The 19,585-nt window shown below is 30.7% G+C and carries 20 protein-coding genes and 1 pseudogene; 11 read left to right on the top strand and 10 right to left on the bottom strand.

Annotation, left to right across the window (positions count from 1 at the left end; translation table 11 throughout):
* Nucleotides 1–9: 9 nt before the first annotated feature.
* From rplM to SR63_RS07010, 11 genes and pseudogenes are all read left to right on the top strand, one after another.
* Entirely contained in the window at nt 10–435 is a 426-nt protein-coding gene (rplM, locus tag SR63_RS07060) for a 50S ribosomal protein L13 (RefSeq protein WP_002779321.1), read from the top strand.
* 2 nt (nt 436–437) lie between these two features.
* Nucleotides 438–827 carry a 30S ribosomal protein S9 gene (rpsI, locus tag SR63_RS07055; RefSeq protein WP_002851459.1) on the top strand — a complete coding sequence of 130 codons (390 nt, stop codon included), beginning with the start codon at nt 438–440 and terminating at the stop codon, nt 825–827.
* A gap of 124 nt (nt 828–951) precedes the next feature.
* The gene (cadF, locus tag SR63_RS07050; protein ID WP_002867041.1) at nt 952–1,911 is read left to right on the top strand and encodes a fibronectin-binding outer membrane protein CadF; all 960 of its coding nucleotides are present in this window, start codon (nt 952–954) and stop codon (nt 1,909–1,911) included.
* Nucleotides 1,911–2,552 carry an HAD family hydrolase gene (locus tag SR63_RS07045; RefSeq protein ID WP_002867040.1) on the top strand — a complete coding sequence of 214 codons (642 nt, stop codon included), beginning with the start codon at nt 1,911–1,913 and terminating at the stop codon, nt 2,550–2,552. The genes cadF and SR63_RS07045 overlap by 1 nt, the downstream gene beginning before the upstream one ends.
* A gap of 92 nt (nt 2,553–2,644) precedes the next feature.
* On the top strand, nt 2,645–6,205 hold the full coding sequence (gene nifJ / locus SR63_RS07040; protein WP_002877436.1) for a pyruvate:ferredoxin (flavodoxin) oxidoreductase: 3,561 nt from the start codon (nt 2,645–2,647) through the stop codon (nt 6,203–6,205).
* 23 nt (nt 6,206–6,228) lie between these two features.
* Nucleotides 6,229–6,541, top strand: a pseudogene (locus SR63_RS08570) (transformation system protein).
* On the top strand, nt 6,519–7,931 hold the full coding sequence (gene mshL / locus SR63_RS07030) for a pilus (MSHA type) biogenesis protein MshL (RefSeq protein ID WP_002867037.1): 1,413 nt from the start codon (nt 6,519–6,521) through the stop codon (nt 7,929–7,931). The pseudogene SR63_RS08570 and the gene mshL overlap by 23 nt, the downstream one beginning before the upstream one ends.
* Nucleotides 7,924–8,532, top strand: coding sequence for an ATP-binding protein (locus SR63_RS07025; protein WP_002862129.1), 609 nt, complete (start codon nt 7,924–7,926; stop codon nt 8,530–8,532). Before mshL ends, SR63_RS07025 begins: the two co-directional genes overlap by 8 nt.
* 3 nt (nt 8,533–8,535) lie before the next feature.
* A complete protein-coding gene (locus SR63_RS07020; protein WP_002867036.1) occupies nt 8,536–9,123 on the top strand; it encodes a hypothetical protein in 588 nt (195 codons plus the stop codon).
* Entirely contained in the window at nt 9,113–10,672 is a 1,560-nt protein-coding gene (locus SR63_RS07015) for a GspE/PulE family protein (protein ID WP_002867035.1), read from the top strand. The genes SR63_RS07020 and SR63_RS07015 overlap by 11 nt, the downstream gene beginning before the upstream one ends.
* Entirely contained in the window at nt 10,669–11,850 is a 1,182-nt protein-coding gene (locus SR63_RS07010; RefSeq protein WP_002851165.1) for a type II secretion system F family protein, read from the top strand. The genes SR63_RS07015 and SR63_RS07010 overlap by 4 nt, the downstream gene beginning before the upstream one ends.
* Here SR63_RS07010 and SR63_RS07005 read toward each other — a convergent pair.
* From SR63_RS07005 to SR63_RS06960, 10 genes are all read right to left on the bottom strand, one after another.
* Entirely contained in the window at nt 11,843–12,607 is a 765-nt protein-coding gene (locus tag SR63_RS07005; RefSeq protein ID WP_002867032.1) for a TSUP family transporter, read from the bottom strand. The genes SR63_RS07010 and SR63_RS07005 overlap by 8 nt on opposite strands.
* Nucleotides 12,608–12,610: 3 nt before the next feature.
* On the bottom strand, nt 12,611–13,375 hold the full coding sequence (locus SR63_RS07000; RefSeq protein ID WP_002877433.1) for a TIGR02757 family protein: 765 nt from the start codon (nt 13,373–13,375) through the stop codon (nt 12,611–12,613).
* A 16-nt stretch (nt 13,376–13,391) separates the two neighbouring features.
* Complete coding sequence (gene flgK, locus SR63_RS06995; protein ID WP_002867029.1) at nt 13,392–15,218, bottom strand: flagellar hook-associated protein FlgK; 1,827 nt, start codon at nt 15,216–15,218, stop codon at nt 13,392–13,394.
* 9 nt (nt 15,219–15,227) lie between these two features.
* Complete coding sequence (locus SR63_RS06990) at nt 15,228–15,662, bottom strand: flagellar protein FlgN (RefSeq protein ID WP_002826016.1); 435 nt, start codon at nt 15,660–15,662, stop codon at nt 15,228–15,230.
* Nucleotides 15,663–15,706: 44 nt separating this feature from the next.
* A complete protein-coding gene (flgM, locus tag SR63_RS06985; protein ID WP_002779262.1) occupies nt 15,707–15,904 on the bottom strand; it encodes a flagellar biosynthesis anti-sigma factor FlgM in 198 nt (65 codons plus the stop codon).
* A gap of 62 nt (nt 15,905–15,966) precedes the next feature.
* A complete protein-coding gene (locus SR63_RS06980; protein WP_002784057.1) occupies nt 15,967–16,308 on the bottom strand; it encodes a hypothetical protein in 342 nt (113 codons plus the stop codon).
* Nucleotides 16,308–17,354, bottom strand: coding sequence for a flagellar basal body P-ring protein FlgI (locus tag SR63_RS06975; RefSeq protein ID WP_002826014.1), 1,047 nt, complete (start codon nt 17,352–17,354; stop codon nt 16,308–16,310). The genes SR63_RS06980 and SR63_RS06975 overlap by 1 nt, the downstream gene beginning before the upstream one ends.
* A gap of 58 nt (nt 17,355–17,412) precedes the next feature.
* Entirely contained in the window at nt 17,413–18,096 is a 684-nt protein-coding gene (locus SR63_RS06970) for an RsmD family RNA methyltransferase (protein WP_002867028.1), read from the bottom strand.
* Nucleotides 18,089–18,472, bottom strand: a complete 384-nt coding sequence (locus SR63_RS06965; protein ID WP_002826012.1) for a hypothetical protein — start codon at nt 18,470–18,472, stop codon at nt 18,089–18,091. The genes SR63_RS06970 and SR63_RS06965 overlap by 8 nt, the downstream gene beginning before the upstream one ends.
* The gene (locus tag SR63_RS06960) at nt 18,469–19,542 is read right to left on the bottom strand and encodes a DUF5644 domain-containing protein (protein ID WP_002867027.1); all 1,074 of its coding nucleotides are present in this window, start codon (nt 19,540–19,542) and stop codon (nt 18,469–18,471) included. Before SR63_RS06960 ends, SR63_RS06965 begins: the two co-directional genes overlap by 4 nt.
* Between the last annotated feature and the right edge of the window lie 43 nt (nt 19,543–19,585).

Genomic DNA, 19,585 nt, shown 5'->3' with positions numbered 1-19,585 from the left:
GTAAAAATTATGACAAAGATAACAAAGCCAAACGAAGTAAAACGAGAATGGATTGTTTTAGACGCAGAAGGCAAACGCTTTGGTCGTCTTTTAACTGAAGTAGCAACAATTTTGAGAGGTAAAAACAAGCCTTGCTTTACTCCAAATGTTGATTGTGGTGATTATGTAATTATCATCAATGCTTCAAAAGCTGTATTTACAGGTGCTAATAAAGCAGAAGATAAGCTTTATCATAGACATTCAGGATATTTTGGAAGTGTAAAAAGCGAAAAATTTGGTGATTTACTTGAAAAAAATCCTGCAAAATTATATAAATTAGCAGTTAGAGGTATGCTTCCTAAAACAAATTTGGGCAGAGCTATGCTTAAAAAATTAAAAATCTATGCGGGTAGTGAGCACCCACACACTGCGCAAATTGCTAAAGAAGGAAAATAATCATGGCAACAACATACGCAACAGGTAAGAGAAAAACTGCTATCGCAAAGGTATGGGTAAAACCAGGTAGTGGTAAAATTAGTGTTAATGGTGTTGATTTAAACACTTGGCTTGGTGGACACGAGGCGATTAAGCTTAAAGTGGTTCAACCTTTACTTGTGACTAAACAAGAAACTTCAATGGATATTAAAGCAACTACTTTAGGCGGGGGCTATAGTGCTCAAGCTGAAGCTTTAAGGCATGGAATTTCAAGAGCTTTAGCAGCTATGGATGCTGATTTTAGAGCCTTATTAAAACCTAAAGGACTTCTTACTAGAGATAGTAGAACTGTTGAGCGTAAAAAATATGGACGCCGCAAAGCAAGAAGAAGTCCGCAATTCTCTAAACGTTAATATTTTTGGTGGGATTTTCCCACCTTTCTACAATTTTTTATAAAACTCATCCTTTTTTCTGTCATTTATGATATAATTGCAAAATTTAAATTTTTATTTTATAACACAATGAAAGGTTTTTTCTATGAAAAAAATATTCTTATGTTTAGGTTTGGCAAGTGTTTTATTCGGTGCTGATAACAATGTAAAATTTGAAATCACTCCAACTTTAAACTATAATTACTTTGAAGGTAATTTAGATATGGATAATCGTTATGCACCAGGGATTAGACTTGGTTATCATTTTGACGATTTTTGGCTTGATCAATTAGAATTTGGGTTAGAGCATTATTCTGATGTTAAATATACAAATACAAATAAAACTACAGATATTACAAGAACTTATTTGAGTGCTATTAAAGGTATTGATGTGGGTGAGAAATTTTATTTCTATGGTTTAGCAGGTGGAGGATATGAAGATTTTTCAAATGCTGCTTATGATAATAAAAGCGGTGGATTTGGACATTATGGCGCGGGTGTAAAATTCCGTCTTAGTGATTCTTTGGCTTTAAGACTTGAAACTAGAGATCAAATTAATTTTAATCATGCAAACCATAATTGGGTTTCAACTTTAGGTATTAGTTTTGGTTTTGGTGGCAAAAAGGAAAAAGCTGTAGAAGAAGTTGCTGATACTCGTCCAGCTCCACAAACAAAATGTCCTGTAGAGCCAAGAGAAGGTGCTTTGTTAGATGAAAATGGTTGCGAAAAAACTATTTCTTTGGAAGGTCATTTTGGTTTTGATAAAACTACTATAAATCCAACTTTTCAAGAAAAAATCAAAGAAATTGCAAAAGTTTTAGATGAAAATGAAAGATATGATACTATTCTTGAAGGACATACAGATAATATCGGTTCAAGAGCTTATAATCAAAAGCTTTCTGAAAGACGTGCTAAAAGTGTTGCTAATGAACTTGAAAAATATGGTGTAGAAAAAAGTCGCATCAAAACAGTAGGTTATGGTCAAGATAATCCTCGCTCAAGCAATGACACTAAAGAAGGTAGAGCGGATAATAGAAGAGTGGATGCTAAATTTATTTTAAGATAATGAATAAAACTATTTTATTTGATTTAGATGGCACTTTAATTGATTCTACTGATGCTATTTTAAATTCTTTCCAAGGAGCTTTTAAAGCCCTTGGATTAACTTCTAAAAATAATGAAGAAATCAAAAATCTCATAGGTTATCCTTTAGAGCAAATGTTTAGAATGCTTTATCCAGATAAAGTAAATTTAAGTAAAGAATTTGTATTAGCTTATCGTGAAATTTATGCACAAATTTATTTAGAACAAACTACTCTTTTGCCTAAAGCAAAAGAAGCATTAGAACTTGGAAGCGAAATTGCAGATCTTGGTATAGTTACAACAAAAGGAGGTAAATTTACTCCGATTTTACTTGATTATTTGGGAGTTAAAAAATTCTTTAAAACTTTAATTACTCTTGAAGATGTCACAAATCCAAAGCCAAGTTCCGAACCTATAATTTTAGCCTTAAAAAGACTCAATAAAACTCAAGAAAATGCCTATATGATAGGCGATACAATACTAGATATTCAAGCTGCAATTTCTGCTAATATCACTCCTTTGGCCTTAGCTTGTGGCTATGGCAATGAAAATGAATTAAAAGCCTATTCTATGGTATTTTTAAATGCATATGAGGCTGTTAATTATATAGCTAGATTAAACTAATTTCAAGTTTTCGTTAAACGCCTTTTAAGAGAATTTATAGTAAATTGATAGCTAAAAAATTATAAAAATTATCAATATAAAGGAAGGTCTCAATGGGTAAAATTATGAAAACTATGGACGGAAATGAGGCTGCTGCATACGCTGCGTATGCTTTTACTGAAGTTGCTGGAATTTATCCTATTACACCTAGTTCTCCTATGGCTGATTACACCGATATGTGGGCAGCTGCAGGCAAAAAAAATCTTTTTGGAGTTCCTGTAAAAATCGTAGAAATGCAAAGTGAAGCAGGAGCTGCAGGTAGTGTGCATGGATCTTTACAAGCTGGGGCTTTGACGACAACTTATACAGCTTCTCAAGGATTACTCCTTAAAATTCCAAATATGTATAAAATAGCAGGTCAATTACTCCCCTGTGTAATCCACGTAGCAGCGCGTTCTTTGGCTGCTCAAGCTTTGTCTATCTTTGGTGATCATCAAGATATTTATGCAGCAAGACAAATTGGTTTTGCTATGCTTTGTTCGCATTCTGTGCAAGAAACCATGGACTTAGCTGGTGTAGCACATTTAGCTGCGATTAAGGGAAGAGTGCCATTTTTACATTTTTTTGATGGTTTTAGAACAAGCCATGAAATTCAAAAAGTTGAAGTGATGGATTATGCGCATTTTGATAGATTATTAGATAGAGAAGCTTTGCTTGAATTTAGAAATAATGCTTTAAATCCAGAAAATCCAAAAACACGCGGAACGGCACAAAATGATGATATTTATTTTCAAACTAGAGAAGTAAGCAATCGTTTTTATGATGCTTTGCCTGATGTTGTTAATGAATATATGCAAGAAATTTCAAAAATTACAGGTAGAGAATACAAGCCATTTACTTATTATGGTCACAAAGAGCCAGAGCGTGTGATTGTTGCTATGGGTTCTGTAACTCAAGCACTTGAAGAGGTAGTGGACTATCTTAATGCTAAGGGTGAAAAAGTAGGGATTTTAAAAGTTTATCTTTATCGCCCATTTAGTTTAAAATATTTCTTTGATGTTATGCCAAAATCAGTGAAAAAAATTGCAGTTTTAGATAGAACCAAAGAACCAGGAAGTCTTGGGGAACCACTTTATCTTGATGTAAAATCAGCTTTCTATGGAAGAGAAAATGCTCCTGTTATAGTAGGTGGAAGATACGGACTTTCTTCAAAGGATGTTGATCCTGCTCAAATGATAGCAGTATTTGAAAATCTTAAACTTGATAATCCAAAAGATGGCTTTACTGTAGGTATAGTTGATGATGTAACTCATACTTCACTGAGTACTGGAGAGAAAATTTCACTTGGAGATGAAAGTACGATCGAATGTTTATTTTACGGACTTGGTGCTGATGGAACTGTGGGTGCAAATAAAAACTCGATTAAAATCATCGGGGATAAAACGGATTTTTACGCTCAAGCTTATTTTGCTTATGATTCTAAAAAATCAGGGGGTTATACAAGAAGCCATTTAAGATTTTCTAAAAAACCTATCCGTTCAACTTATCTTGTTTCAACTCCGCATTTTATCGCTTGTTCGGTAGCGGCTTATTTGGAAATTTATGATGTTTTAGCAGGAATTCGCAAAGGAGGAACTTTCCTTTTAAATAGTATTTGGAATGCTGAAGAAACCATAAGACAACTTCCAGATGCAGTAAAGAAAACTTTAGCTGAAAAAGAAGTAAATTTTTATATCATCAATGCAACCAAACTAGCTCGTGATATAGGTTTGGGAAATCGTACAAATACCATTATGCAATCAGCCTTTTTCAAACTTGCAAAAATCATTCCTTATGAAGACGCACAAAAATACATGAAAGAGCTTGCGTATAAATCTTATAGTAAAAAAGGCGATGCTATTGTAGAAATGAATTACAAAGCTATTGATGTGGGGGCTGATGGACTTGTAAAAGTTGAAGTGGATCCAAATTGGAAAAATTTAGAGCTTAAAGAAAAAGAACAAACCAATGCCTATAAAGGCACTGAATTTGTTGAAAAAATCGTAAAACCTATGAACGCAGCCAAGGGTGATGATTTACCTGTTTCAGCTTTTTTAGGTTATGAAGATGGAAGTTTTGAACACGGCACAACCGAATACGAAAAACGCGGTGTTGGGGTTATGGTACCAAGATGGATAGAGGCAAATTGTATTCAATGTAATCAATGCGCTTCAGTTTGTCCACATGCTGTTATCAGGCCATTTTTGATTAATGATGAAGAAATGGCAAATGCACCTCGTGGAGTAAAAGATCATGCTTTAGAAGCTAAAGGAACCAAAGGAGAAAAATTAAGCTTTAAAATCCAAGTTTCTCCACTTGATTGTACAGGCTGTGAGCTTTGTGTTCATGAGTGTCCTACTAAAGAAAAATCTTTGGTTATGGTACCACTTCAAGAAGAGATGGATTTTGGTGAGCAAGAAAATGCGGATTATTTATTTAAAGAAATTACTTATAAAGATGATATTTTAAATAAAGAAACCACAAAAGGAGCACAATTTGCCCAACCTTTATTTGAATTCCATGGGGCATGTCCTGGATGTGGGGAAACTCCTTATATTACTTTAATTACAAGATTGTTCGGTGAAAGAATGATTGTGGCTAATGCGACAGGTTGTAGTTCTATTTATGGGGGTTCAGCTCCATCAACTCCTTATAGAAAAAGTGTGAAAAATGGACACGGTCCTGCTTGGGGAAATTCACTTTTTGAAGACAATGCTGAGTTTGGTTTGGGTATGAAAATTGCAACTGAAAACACAAGACACCGCATTGAACATATCATGAATGAAAGTATGCAAGAAGTTCCAAATGCTTTATCAGCCCTTTTTAAAGATTGGATTGCAAATAAAGACAATGGTGCTATGTCTGTGGAAATTAAAGATAAAATGATCCCTATTTTAGAGCAAAATAAAAATATTAAAGCCGTACAAGATATATTAGAGCTTAAACAGTATTTAAGTAAAAAATCTCACTGGATTTTTGGTGGTGATGGTTGGGCTTATGATATAGGCTATGGCGGACTTGATCATGTTTTAGCAAGTGGAGAAAATGTAAATATTTTAGTGCTTGATACAGAAGTTTATTCTAATACAGGCGGTCAAAGTTCAAAATCTTCTAGAACAGGAGCTGTAGCACAGTTTGCAGCAGCAGGCAAACCTATACAGAAAAAAGATCTAGGTCAAATTGCTATGACTTATGGTTATATTTTTGTAGCACAAGTAAATTCAACGGCAAATTATACTCATCTTATCAAAGCTATCACTGCAGCTGAGGCCTATGATGGACCATCTTTGGTGATTTGTTATTCTCCTTGTATAGCTCATGGTATTAAAGGTGGGCTTGGTTATTCAGGAGAGCAAGGTGAGCTTGCTACAAAATGTGGTTATTGGCCACTTTATACCTTTGATCCTCGTTTAGAAGAGCAAGGAAAAAATCCTTTAACTCTAACAGGAAAAGAACCTGATTGGGATTTATATGAGCAATTTTTGATGAATGAAGTGCGTTATAATTCACTTAAAAAAGCAAATCCTGAACACGCTGCTGAGCTTTTTGAACGCAATAAAAAAGACGCTCAACGTCGCTATAGACAGCTTAAGCGTATCGCTATGGCTGATTATAGCAATGAGGTTGAAAGCTGATAAAATATATTTTTAGTGCTACATTGTGTTTTAGCACTTTGTTTGCACAAGATAATTTTGAAGAGTACTTTAAACTTATAGATAAAGAAAATCGCATAAATTTTAATACTCTTCAAAACCCATTTGTGAATCCTACTTTTGAAAAAATTAAGACATATTAAAATTACTGCAATTATGCTTGATAAAGTAAAAATTTATGATCGATGGTATAAAAAAGGTGATATGATTGATGATGCTATAATACATGAAATAAATACTAAAGAGATTAAATTCCAATATGATAATTTAGAAATTGCAATCCAAATAAATAAAAATGATAAGATTAATATTAATTAACATTCTTTTTTGCCATTATCTTTATGCTTTAGATTGTCAAAAGCGTCTTTTTGATATCAGTATTAATGAAAAATTAAGCATACAAGAAAGTCTTGATGAGCTTGCAAAATATTGTTCTTTTAGTATTATTGTTAAAGATAAAATTGCCAAAGAAAAATTAGAAACATTGCAAAACTCTGTCAATATTCATCAAATGAGTTTAGACGAAATTTTTAATTTTTTTATCAAAGAGCATGATCTTAGCTATGATTTTGATGGTAAAATTTTAAGAATTTCAGGCATTAATACGAAGATTTTTAAGATAAGTTATATCACTTCTATCAGAGAAGGACAAAGCATAACTAAAGCGTCTGTAGACGCTAAACCAAGGCAAAGTGAATATAGCGGTAGTTTTGATGACGCAGAAGACAATATGATTAAAAGTATGGAAAAATTTGATTTTTGGCAAAATATAGAAAAAGAGATTATTGTATTATTAAAAAATTCTCATGAAGATTATGAGGCTAAAACTCCCATTATAAATCCCAATGCAGGTCTTATTATAGTAACTGGAACAAATTCTCAGTTAAAAAGTGTGAAAAATTATTTGCAAAAACTAGAAAATCGTCTTAAAAAACAAGTTATTATCGATGTTAGCATACTTGCTGTGAGTTTAAATGAAAGTCATTCTAGTGGGATTAATTGGCAAAATTTTAATATAGGTTTAAATTCGCAAGTAAATAATGAAAATTCTTTTATTCAGTTTCAAAATGGGCAAGGTTTTGTTAAGAATTTGGGTTTAAGGGCGAATTTAAATTTTGATTCTATTATTAACTTCCTTTCTCAAAATGGAAAAACTAGCGTGCTTTCTAATCCAAAGCTTATGGCTTTAAATAACCAACAAGCCATTATTTCTGTAGGCGATACTATAAATTATCAAGTTAAAGAAAGTTCTAAAGGCACTGAAAATGGGACTACTGTTAGTGAAAGTTATAATAATTATTCTATTTTTGTAGGCATTTTACTCAATATCTTGCCTGAAATTTCTGATGATGGAAAAATAATGCTTAGGATTAATCCAAGCTTAAGTGATTTTAAGTATCCAGAAGATAATAAACGACAAAAAGAACCAAGAACTATTGCTCCTGATACCATACAAAAAAAGCTTTCTAGTGTTGTGCAAGTAGAGAATAATCAAACTTTAATTTTAGGCGGATTGATTTCTCACGATAAATCTAATGAGAAAAATTCTATCAATTTTCTATCAAAAATTCCAATCCTAGGTTCTTTGTTTAAAGGAGAAGTTTTAAATTCTAAAGTAACCGAAATTGTTTTTATTATCACTCCAAGTATAGTAGATAGTGTAAACGCTCCAAGTCTTAAAGATCTAGGATTTAAGCATTATGAGTAAAATTATTCCATTTAGAGAAGAAATTTTTCATCAAATCAATCAAATTTTAGAAAGCCAAAAAGCTTTTATTTTTTTATGGGGAAAAAGTGGTAGTGGTAAAAGTGTATTGTTGCAAAGATTGGCAAAAAAATATAATGTTGATTTTATTAATGAAAATTTTAAAGATCAGAGTTTCTTAAAAGAAAAAATTGAGTTTTTGATTTCACAAGGTCAGAGTTTAATCATTCTTGATGAAGTAGGAATGTATGATTATGCAATGCTAGAAAGCATTAGGATTTATAGTGATTCTATAAGTTTTGTTTTAAGTTCTCATAAAAAGTTAAATATACTTAAAAAAGAGCATTTTAAAAGTCGTTTAAGTGCTTGTTTTGAATTGAAAAATATTAGTCTTTTAGAGCTTGATGATTATATTAAATTGAAATTCGGAATGAATTTTTCAAATAAATGTCTTAAGTTTTTACAAAAAATTTCTCAAGGAAATTTAAGATATATTGATAAAACTTTAAAAAGTTTTTATGAGATAAATAGTTTTTTTGATAAAAATAAAAGTCAAGAGTATATTTTAAAGCTTAGTGCTTTAGAGAATGGCTTATTAAGGTAAGATATGCAAGAAAGAATTAAAGAGCTTGAGCTTAGGTATAAATACTTTTTACTTAAAAAATATTTAAAATATTTATTGTTAGTTATTTTAATATCAGTTATAGCATTTTGTTTTTTTGTGCTAATGCAAAAATATAATAAGCAAAAAAATATTTATTTGCAAGCTATTGAACATAAAAAGCATTTAGAGCAAAAGATTCTTCAAGCGCAAATTTTACAAGAAAAAAATAAGATTTCTAGGGAAAAGTTATATAAAGAACTAGAAGAAGTTAAAGCGGTGCAGGAAAATACACACATTAGTAAGATAGAAATTGATTCTAAAATTTTAAATATTTCTGATTTAAAAAAATCTTTTTATCAAAATCCAAGCTATGAAAAGGCTTTAAATTTAGCTAAGAAGTATTTTGATATTAAAGCTTATCAAAAGACAATATTTTGGACTTTAAAAGCCAATGAACTTGACAAGCAAAAACAAGATTCTTGGCTGATTTTTGCTCAGGCTAAAAGAGCTTTAGGTGAAGAAAAAGAAGCTCAAAGTGCTTTAGATGCTTATATAAATTATTATGGTTTAATGGAATTAGATGGAAAGTAGAATGGATAAAATTTTTCAAGCTTATATTGATAATGAAATAAGTCTTGATGAAATTTGCACTAAATTTAATATCACTTCTTGGGATTTTTTTAAAAAATTAGCAAATTTTTGTAATTTACATTTTGTTGATTTAGATGAAGATAATGATTTTATTTATGAAGGTATACCTTTTTCTTTACTTTTAAAATTTAAATTTCTGCTTATTAAAAACAATGACGGCTTTATGATTATTAGATCCAAACCTTGTTCTTTAGAGCTTTTAGAGCAAGTTAAGACTTTTATGATTTGTGAAAAAATCGACACTGCAATTGCCGATGAATTAAAGATAGCTAAAATTTTAAATCAAATTCGCATTCAAGAGGAGATTAAAAGATTAAGCATTAAGCTTAGACTTGAATGGCAAGAAAATCACAAAAGAGATGATCAAAGTTGCATCAGTCAAATTTTTGATTTTTTATTACATGAAATTTTATCTTTTCATGCGAGTGATATTCATATAGAAGCAAGGAATGATGATGCTTTGATTAGGTTTAGGGTTGATGGAATTTTGCGTGAATTTGCTATTTTTGAGAAGGATATTTATGAAGCTTTGGTTTTTCATGTCAAATTTTTAGCTTGTTTGAATTTAGCTGAATCAAGAAAAACGCAAGATGGAAGTTTTGAATTAGATTTTGAAAATGAAAGATATGATTTTCGTGTTTCATGTTTGCCTTTGATTTATGGCGAAAGTGTTGTTATAAGAATTTTAAAACATGATAAAGAAATTTTGGATTTGCATAAACTAAATCTTGGAGATAAAAATTTAGAAATTTTAAAAAAGATTTTACATCGTCCCAATGGAATGATTTTATTAACCGGTCCTACAGGTAGTGGTAAAAGCACAACTTTATACGCGTGTTTAAATGAATTGAAAAGTATTGAAAAAAAGATTATCTCCGCAGAAGATCCTATAGAATATAAAATTCCTTTAGTGCAGCAAATTTTGCTTAATTCAAAAGTTGGAGTCGAGTTTAATAGTGTTTTAAGAGCAATTTTAAGGCAAGATCCTGATATTATCATGATAGGAGAAATTCGCGATGAAGAAAGTTTAGATATTGCACTTAAAGCTTCTTTAACAGGTCATTTGCTTTTAAGCACCTTGCATACTAATGATGCTCTTAGTACCATTGATAGGCTTTTGGATATGCAAGCAAAAAGTTACTTGATAGCATCGGCTTTGAGTCTTGTTATAGCACAGCGTTTGGTTAGAAAACTTTGTCCTTGGTGTAAGCAAAAAAGCAAAAAACATTATATTGAATTTGAAGGTGAATTTTTTGAACCAAAAGGATGTGAGCGTTGTCATCATAGTGGATTTTTTGGCAGAGAATTAATCGCTGAATGCTTAGAGATCAATGAAGATTTAGCTTGTGCAATTAGGGAAAATCAAGATAAAACGATTTTAATGGAGCTTGCAAAAAAATATGGCTTTCAAACTATGTTTGAACAAGGTTTAAAAAAAGCCAAAGAAGGTCTTACAAGTATAGATGAGCTTTTAAGGGTTGTAAGATGAAATTTTATGAAGTAGAATTTCTTAAAAACAATCAAAATTATACAAAAACTATAAAAGCTGAAAATTTAAATACAGCACAAGCAAAAGCCTTATCAAAGAATTGGAAAATCATTGATATAAAAGAAATTCAAAAATCTAATTTTCAGAGATTAAAGGATGAAAATTTTATACTCTTTTTTAAAGAGCTAGCTTTGTTGTGTGAAGTTGGATTAAGTGTTCAAGAAGCGATTAGAGAATTATATTTTATGCATTCTTGCAAGATTATGAAAAAAATATTAGACAATTTAATTTTAGCTCAAAATCTAAATCAAGCTTTTGAAAATGCTAATTTTGGATTAAATCGTGCGGAGTTAGCTTTGATTAAAACGGCTGAAAAGACAGGAAAAATCAGTGAAGTGTTTAGTCAAATTTCTAAACTTCGAGAAAAAAGCTTAGAGAGTCAAAAACAATTAAAAAAGGCTTTTAGATATCCTACTTTGGTTTTTTTAAGTATTATCGGAGCATTTTTGTTTTTAATGCTTTTTGTAGTGCCTAATTTTAAAGATTTATTTGAAAATTTAGGCGCGAGTTTGCCTTTTATCACGCATGTAATGTTAGAAATTTATAATTTTTTAGATGACTATGGAATTTTTTGCATATTTTTGTTTGTTATTTTTATTGTTATGCTTATTTTAGCTTATAAAAATTTTCATTCTTTTGCTTTTTCTTGCGATTTTTTATTTTTAAAAGTACCTTTGATTTCTCGTTTGATTATTTATAATCAAAATTATTATTTTTTTATGGTTTTTTCTTTGCTTTTAAAAAATGGAATTTCAATATCTAAAGCTTTTGATTTAGCTATTATAGGGCTTGAAAATAAATTTTTAATTTTTCAGTATAAAAAACTTTTTAGTTTTATAGATTCTGGTCTTGAGTTAAGTCAGGCTTTTAAAAAGATTGATATTTTTGATTCTTTGGTGTTTTCTATGCTTAGTGTTGCGATGAAAAGTGGGAGACTTGAAGTATTAAGTGAAGAAATTGCCAAATATTATCAACAAAAAAGCGAAAATTTGATGGATAGATTTTTGATTTTTTTAGAGCCTATGATGACTTTATTTGTAGCGCTTTTAGTTTTGTTTTTGGCTTTAGGTATATTTTTACCTATGTGGGAGCTTAGCTCAGGGGTCAATTTTAACTAAAATAATCCCAAGCTACTTTAATAATAGTAGCTCCTACAACGATTAAAAATAAAGTTTTTATAAACTTTCCATTAGTTTTTAATACAAGTTTTGAGCCTAAATAAGCTCCTAAAACTTGTCCTACACCCATAAGCAAACCTACAGCCCATAAAAGTTCATATTGCCATAAAAATATAGCAAGAGCAATGATGTTGCTTGTGAAATTTAAAATTTTAGTATTAATGCTCGCTTTTCTCATATTAAAACCTAGTAGCATCACACAAGCAAAAATCCAAAATGAACCCGTTCCAGGCCCTAAAAATCCATCATAAAATCCTAAAGTTAAGCCACAAATTAAATGAAAAATTTTGATATTTTTTATTTTAGGTTCGCTTTCGTGTTTGCCTAAGTTGGGACGTAAGGCTGTATATAAGAAGGTAAGAGTTAAAAAGATTAAGATAATAAGCTTTAATTGCTCATCTTTTACAAAAAGAACACTATAACTTCCTATAGCTGCTCCTAAGGTTGTGAAAAAAACACCCCAAGCAAGATGAGGTAGAGTGGTGGATTTAAAATAAGTTAAAGTAGCTGTAAAAGAACCAAAGACGCTTTGGAGTTTGTTTGTTGCTAAGGATAAATGCGCAGGAATTCCACAGGCTATGAGTGCTGGTAGAGTAATAAGCCCTCCTCCACCTACAATAGAATCTATAAAACCAGCAAAAAGAGCTACAAAAAAAAGTATGAAATAATAAATTGTATTTAAGTGCTCAAAACCCATTCTTCACTCCTTAAATTTGTCAATTTCCTTACTTTGCCCTAAACGATAGAGTGCAAAGTCATATTTTATGGGATCATTTGCATCTAATTTTTTTAAATTTTGTGTGAGTTCTAAAACACTTTTATAATCATATATTTTACGCTTTAGAAGTCCTAAAGTCAAGGAAATTTTATGTGCATGTGTATCAAGTGGGATTAAAAGATCTTTGGTGTGAATTTTGGTAAAAAGTCCAAGATCAAGTTCATCTTTTCTAACCATCCATCTTAGATACATATTATAGCGTTTAAGAGGTGAAGTAGGGGTGTTTTGCCAAATTTTTCCAAAGAAAAAATCATATCCATAACTTGAATATGAATTTAAGGTTTTGATTTTTTGCATAAAAGCTAAGATGGCATCTGTGGTATTTTCTCTTTCTTGATAGGCTTGATAAAAAAGTTCGTAGAGTGAACTTTCATTTTTCAGCCTTGAAAGAGTGATAAAAATTTCTTGTATATCTTTTTCATTTTGGAAGCGGTATTTTAAATTTTTAAGTTCTTTTTTTATTTGTTTTTCTTGAAGGTTTAATAAAGAAAAATCAAGTTTCTTTAGAAAATTTACTATATTTTTAGCATTTCCATAGGCAAATAAAGCACAAATTAAGGCAATAAATTCATCATTGTGAATTTTAGCAATTTGCAAAGGATCTGGAGTTTCAAAAAGGGAATGATTGGTATTTTTTTGATTGGCTAAAAAATCAAGCTTAGCTTTAAGATGGATAAAATTTTTCATTTGATATTACTAGAGCTTAAGATTTAAGCCCTAGTAAGGTATCAAGCATTTGATCTACGGTAGAGACGATTTTTGCTGCTGCACCGTAACTTGATTGATATTGTATAAGGGCGGCTAATTCTTCATTTGTATTTACGCCACTTTTAGATTGGTACTCGCTATAAACAGAATTATAAAGAGTTTCATTGCTTGAATTGACGACATTGTTATTTTCACCATCTGAGGCTATTTTACCTGTAAGTTTGCGGTAATATTCTTCCATGGTAAGATTATCGATAGTGCCATCTTCATTATAAAAATTAACTTTTTCATATTGAAGTTGGATGATTTTATTTGCCATGTCATTTCCACTATCAACCCCACTTAAACTTGCTCTTACTGTGCTTGGATCATTTAAGATGGAATCTTTTACTTTCATATTACTTGCATCAGTTCCGCTGAAAAAACCACCTATGCTAAACGCACCTGCGAAATTTGTGCCCTTATCTTCAATGGCTACCTTAAAACCTGATTTTGCATTGATTTGAAATAAACCATCTCCAGTTTTTGCATCGTAGCTAAAACTTGCATTGATATGATCATCAACATCATTATTTGCATTATGGTCGTTATTATCATCTGTGTTAGCATTGATTTGACGCATGATATCATTCATGGTTGTATTTACATCTATGGTGATGGTTTTGGTGAGTTTTTTATCGCCTTTATCATCATAAATGACTATATCAAAACTTCCTGGTTGTATGGTTCTATCGTAATTAACTAAAGGAATATCTCCCTTAAGCCCAGATAGATAATCAGAAGTAACAGAACTTTTCGCAGAACTTGCATAAAGATTGTTAGTTTCATTGATCATGGTCTTAGCAAAAGTATCTAAAGAATCCATATAACCTTGGATAATTCCATCTTCATATTTTCCTTCGCTTTTGCTATAGTTTCTACCGCGTAAGTCAAGTTGAGCACCAAGCTGTCCACCGCTAATTTTTGCAGTAAGATCGCGAACTTTTTCATCAGGAGTTTCATAATAAATGCTATAAGATTTATTTTTATCATCATAATCAAGCTTTAAAGGATGAAAATTTATTCCATCTACTATACTAAAACCTTCTATACTTAGATTGTATTGATGTCCTGGATCAGTGATGGTTGTATCAAGGCGATTGTCTTGATTGATTTCATTTTTGCTTGCAACTGCACTAACTAGCTTTGAAAGAGTAAGCTCAAGTTCATCTCTTCTATCCCTAAGTTCATTTGCGTGTTCTGTTGGTAAGGCTTCTTGTCCATAAATTTGTTTATTTATAGTAGCAATTTCTTCGCCAATTCTATTAATCTCATCAACTGTATTTTTAATATCATCATTTACTTTTTTTTGGATTTTATCTAAGGTTGCAAAAGTGTTATTAACGCTTTCTGTTAAGGTCTGAGAAGCTTTTACAAGGGCTATTTTTGTGGCATTTTCGTTGGGGTTAGATGCAAAATCATTCCAAGCTTTGTTATAATTTTCTAAATCTTGCAAAATTCCAGTATTTTGTAAGTCGGGAAAACGCTGCGCAATTTCTTGTAAAGTGGAAGCCATATATTTAGTATATTCTAGTTGAGTAGATGCACCTTTTAATTTATAGTAAGAATACTCATCATGCAAACGCACTATACTTTCTACAGCAGTTCCTGTACCTACTTGAACTCCACCTGTTGTAATATATCCATTTGTAGTTTGCACCACTCTTTGGCGTGTATAAAAAGTTGCATTAGCATTTGAGATATTATTTCCAGTTGTTGCGATTTGAACTTCGCTTGCCTTTAAGCCTGTAACACCTGTGTATAATGTTCCAAAAATACCCATTATAAATCCTTATACATTGATCTTGAAAATTGACTCTGGATTTGTCTTTTTATCTCCATAAGCATTATTTGTTCCATCATTGATATTAAACATTTTATTTACTAAGCCATCAAGAAAATCTTTGACAATAAGAACAAATTTAGCATACTCTTTGTTTTTACTATGAAGGTTTTGAAGATTTTTTTTAAGTAGATCTAGTTTTTGTTTATCTTCATCATCTAAGAGTTCACTAAGCCCTTTTGTAGAGCTATTATTTAGCTCAACTAAGGCAACATCAAGTTGTTTTTTAGCTGTAATAAATTCCGCGATAAGTTTGTTTTTTTCTTCTACACTTGGCGTTACACTCTCATGTTTAGCCACTTTGATATTTTCTATATCTTCTTCGGTTAAAGCAATAAGTTTTGCTAAGATAGCATTTACTTCATCAAGTCTTTGTTTAAGCATATTTTCTCCTTTTCTCTCTCTCAAAAAAAGGAGAATGAAAGTTTTTAGATTAAAGAGTCAGCAATCGCAGCAGCCGTAGCTTTTGTATCGATTTTATAAGTACCGTTTTTAATCTGCTCTGCGATTTTACTCGCTTTATCATTTTCCGTTTTTTGAGTATCGTTTGTTTTAGTTTCTTTATCTATTCTATTTGTATTTAATGCGGTATTTGCCACATAACTTTGTTGTATAGGATTGATCATTTCTGCCTCCTTGATCTTAGTTATAATCCTCTACAAACCATATCGACCTAAATTTAAAAAACTTAACCCCTTTCTTTTAAAAAATCGTATAATAATTTTGAAAAACCCATACCTCCACTTAAAGCTTTACTCATGGTATCATTATACATGGAAGAGTATATTTCATCGCTGGCATCTTTTCCAAAGAGTGAATTTTGACTTTTTAAAGATACATCTAAAACTTGCTTTAAAAAAAATGCCTCAAAAGCATCCGTTTGTTCTTTTAAGGCTTCATCTTCTTTGCTCTTTGTAACTATATCATTGTCATTTATTTTGATGCTTGATTCTAAACTTCTTGCTTTGGCTGCACGATCAAGTAAAGCGCTATTCATACTATAAGTATTTAAAAAATTATCCACTTTCATTAGATGATCTCCAAATCCGCGTTAATTGCACCTGCGCGCTTTAAATTTTCCATAATAGCGATAATGTCATTTGGGGTTGCTCCAAGTTTGTTAAGCATTCTAGCTATATTTGCAACTGTGCTTTTGGCATTGTTGATTCTTAAGGTATTTGAACTTGGATCTACAAAACCACCATCTTTCATATCGATTTCATTTTGATTAGCTACTGCGTTATTGTTTGGATCTATTTTTATAGTGATATCTTTATGAGTGATTAAAACAGGTTCTACCTCTACATCAACTCCAGCAATCACTGTTCCTGTTCTTTCATCGATGATAACTTTGCTTTGTGGTTTATAAGCTATATCTTGTTCTAAAACTCTTGCCATAAAATCAACATTTGAAAGATCTTCGGGTTTTTTGAGTTTTACTGTGCGAGAGTCGATGGCTTTAGCTACTTCTTCGCCAAAGACAGTATTTAAAACTCTTTCTATATCGTTTGCGGTTTTAAAATCCGCTACTTTTAAACTTAAGGTTAGATCATTGTTTTGGCTAAAATTTTGTGGAATTTCTCTTTCTACATTAGCTCCGCCCATTACAGTTGCAGCAGTTGAGTGAGAACCTGCTCCTCCTGGTCTAGGTGTTAAACCTCCTGTTGAGATAGAGCCTTGTGCTATAGCATAAATTTCACCATCAATCCCACGAAGTGCAGTTAGTAAAAGTGTTCCACCTTGTAAAGATTTTGCATCACCCATAGATGAAACGGTAATATCAAGTTTATCTCCGCTTTTTGCAAAGGCTGGAAGTTTGGCTGTAACCATAACAGCTGCGGTATTTTTTGATTTGATATCATTAGGATCTACTTTGATATTCATACCTTGCAAAAGGTTTGAGATAGATTGTAGTGTAAATTTAGAGCTTGTTCCATCGCCGCTTCCATTAAGCCCTACAACAAGTCCATAACCTATAAGTTGGTTATCTCTTACACCTACAGTATTTGCTACATCCTTGATTTGCACTGCAAAAATGCTTGTCATAAAGAGTAAAAATATCGTTAAAACTCTCATGGATTCTTCCTTTAATCTATTGTTGATGATAGATCAAGCAAAAAGTGTTCCAAGTGAGTTAAGAAGAGTAAAAACTTAAGCTAGTTGATCCAAATTTCTTTTCTTTGACTTTTTGAAAATTTTGGATTTTTTCGGGAGTTTTTATGGTTGAGTGGTGTTCAAAAATGATTAAATTTAAAGTCTTTAAATCTAAATTTTCTAAAAAATGATAAATTTTTTCATAAATATCACTAAAACCTTCTCTGATATCAAAAGGTGGGTCAAGATATAAGATGATTTCATTTTTTGAATTTTCTATGAGTTTAGGTAAAATTTCAAAAGTATTTGCATGGATCACTTCTAAATTTGGATCTATATTTTTAGCATTTTCTAAAGCAATTTTATAAGCTTTTATATCAAGTTCTATAGCATAAGCTTTTAAAGCATAATTACTTAGTGCTTCAGCCGCTATTAAAGCACTTCCGCCAAAGGCTTCAATGAAAATTTTACTTCTTAAATCTTCTCTTATTACATTAAAAACACAACTTTTGACTATGCTTTTAGTACTTCTTGTTGTTGTAAGACTAGGTAAAAGTAGTTTTTTCCCTTTGTATTTACCACTTTCTATATTTGTATAAAGCTTTGTTTCTTTAGTTTTTTTTGTTTTTTCTTTAGGAGGTTTAATTTCTTGTTTTTGAAGAAATTTTTTTCTTTTTTCATTGTGATTAAAAAAGTCTTTAACGCTTATAAATTCATCATTCATCATTAAGTGCTTTTACGAGTTTGTTTTTAAGATCTTTTATGGCAAGATCGATTTTATTTTCATAATCTTTTTTAAATTCCAAAGCAATAGCGTCAATTTTTTCTTCAAGCAGTCGTTTTTGTTCAAGTGCAAGTTGCAAAGCTGCTGCTTTTAAGGCATTATCAAATTCATTTAAAGACTCAAACAAGGCTTCTTTGCTAAATGGTATGCTTAAAAATGGAGAGTTTTTAGAGATGATAAATAAGGGTTTTGCGGTATGAATTTTTTCATCGCTAATGATGAAATCACAATTTTTTTTCATTACCAAATGATCTTTTAAAAAAAGTTCTAAAGTTTTTTCTATGATGAGATCTTTGCATTCTAAAGAGATTTTCATATCAAACTAACCTTTAAAGTGTGATTTTTTAATGATGGAGCTTGTATGCCTTCGATAAGGGCTAAAAACTCAAAACGGCTCAAAATATAAAAGTCTTCAAATTCCCTTCCACTTGTTTGCATAAGTTTTTTAGCACAAGTATCAAAAAGATAAAAATCTTTTTCTTCTTTTACTACCATAAAATCAGCCCCGCTATCATAAGCGTCCAAAACAATATCTGCGGCTATTTTATAGCTTAGCGTAGGATTTAGATTAAGCAAGCTAAAGCCATTATTTTTTATACTGTTTTCATAGGAAATAAATTTAGCCTTAAGTTTGGATTTTAAAGTATCGCAAGCATTAAAACCATAAAAAGCTATATTAAAATCTTTAAAATTATGTTTAATTTCTTTAAGTTCTTTGATCTCATTATCAAAAGCATTGGTTTTAGGTAAATCAAAGTGTAAAATATTTTTATCAAAAAGCCCTAAATTTAAAATTTCATTTTGTAGGTTTTTGATCGTTGTTTCTAAAATTTCATTTTTGCTTTCAAGATGATAAAAAATACCCTTTTCTTTATCTGCTAGAGTTTTTAAAATTTCTATCTTTTTTTCAGGATATTTTTCTATCATTTTTGAAGCCAAATAAAACACTCCATCGCCCATATATTCAGGAAGATAGTCTAAAATTTCACTTGCATAATATAAATAATCATATTTTGCATAAAGTTTTTTATCCTCTTCATTACCAAATTTTTCAAGATATTTGTATTTGTCTAAAAAATCATTTTTATCGATGATAAGATCTTTAATGGCTCTTTTTGTGCTTAAAGGCTCGATACAAAGACTAAAATCAAATTCTTTTGCTATTTTTTCTAAAGGTGTAAAAAGTGGTATGATTTGCTTATTTACAACTATGTAAGTATCTTCATCTTTATCAAAATCAAAATAAATATCATCATCTTGAACTTGCAAAAGCAGATCATAAAAACTTGCAAAATTTTCATAATTATCATAAATATAAGGTTTATAATAAGCCTCATAATCCTTGGTTTTATCAAATCTAAAAATTCTTAATTCTAATTTTTTCATGGTTTTTCCTTAAATATTTTTATATTATATAAAATTTTTCTAA

The organism is Campylobacter sp. 2014D-0259 (genome assembly GCF_008000505.1).
In the GTDB taxonomy this organism is placed as follows: Bacteria; Campylobacterota; Campylobacteria; order Campylobacterales; family Campylobacteraceae; genus Campylobacter_D; species Campylobacter_D jejuni.
This window is presented reverse-complemented; position numbering and strand designations above follow the sequence as displayed.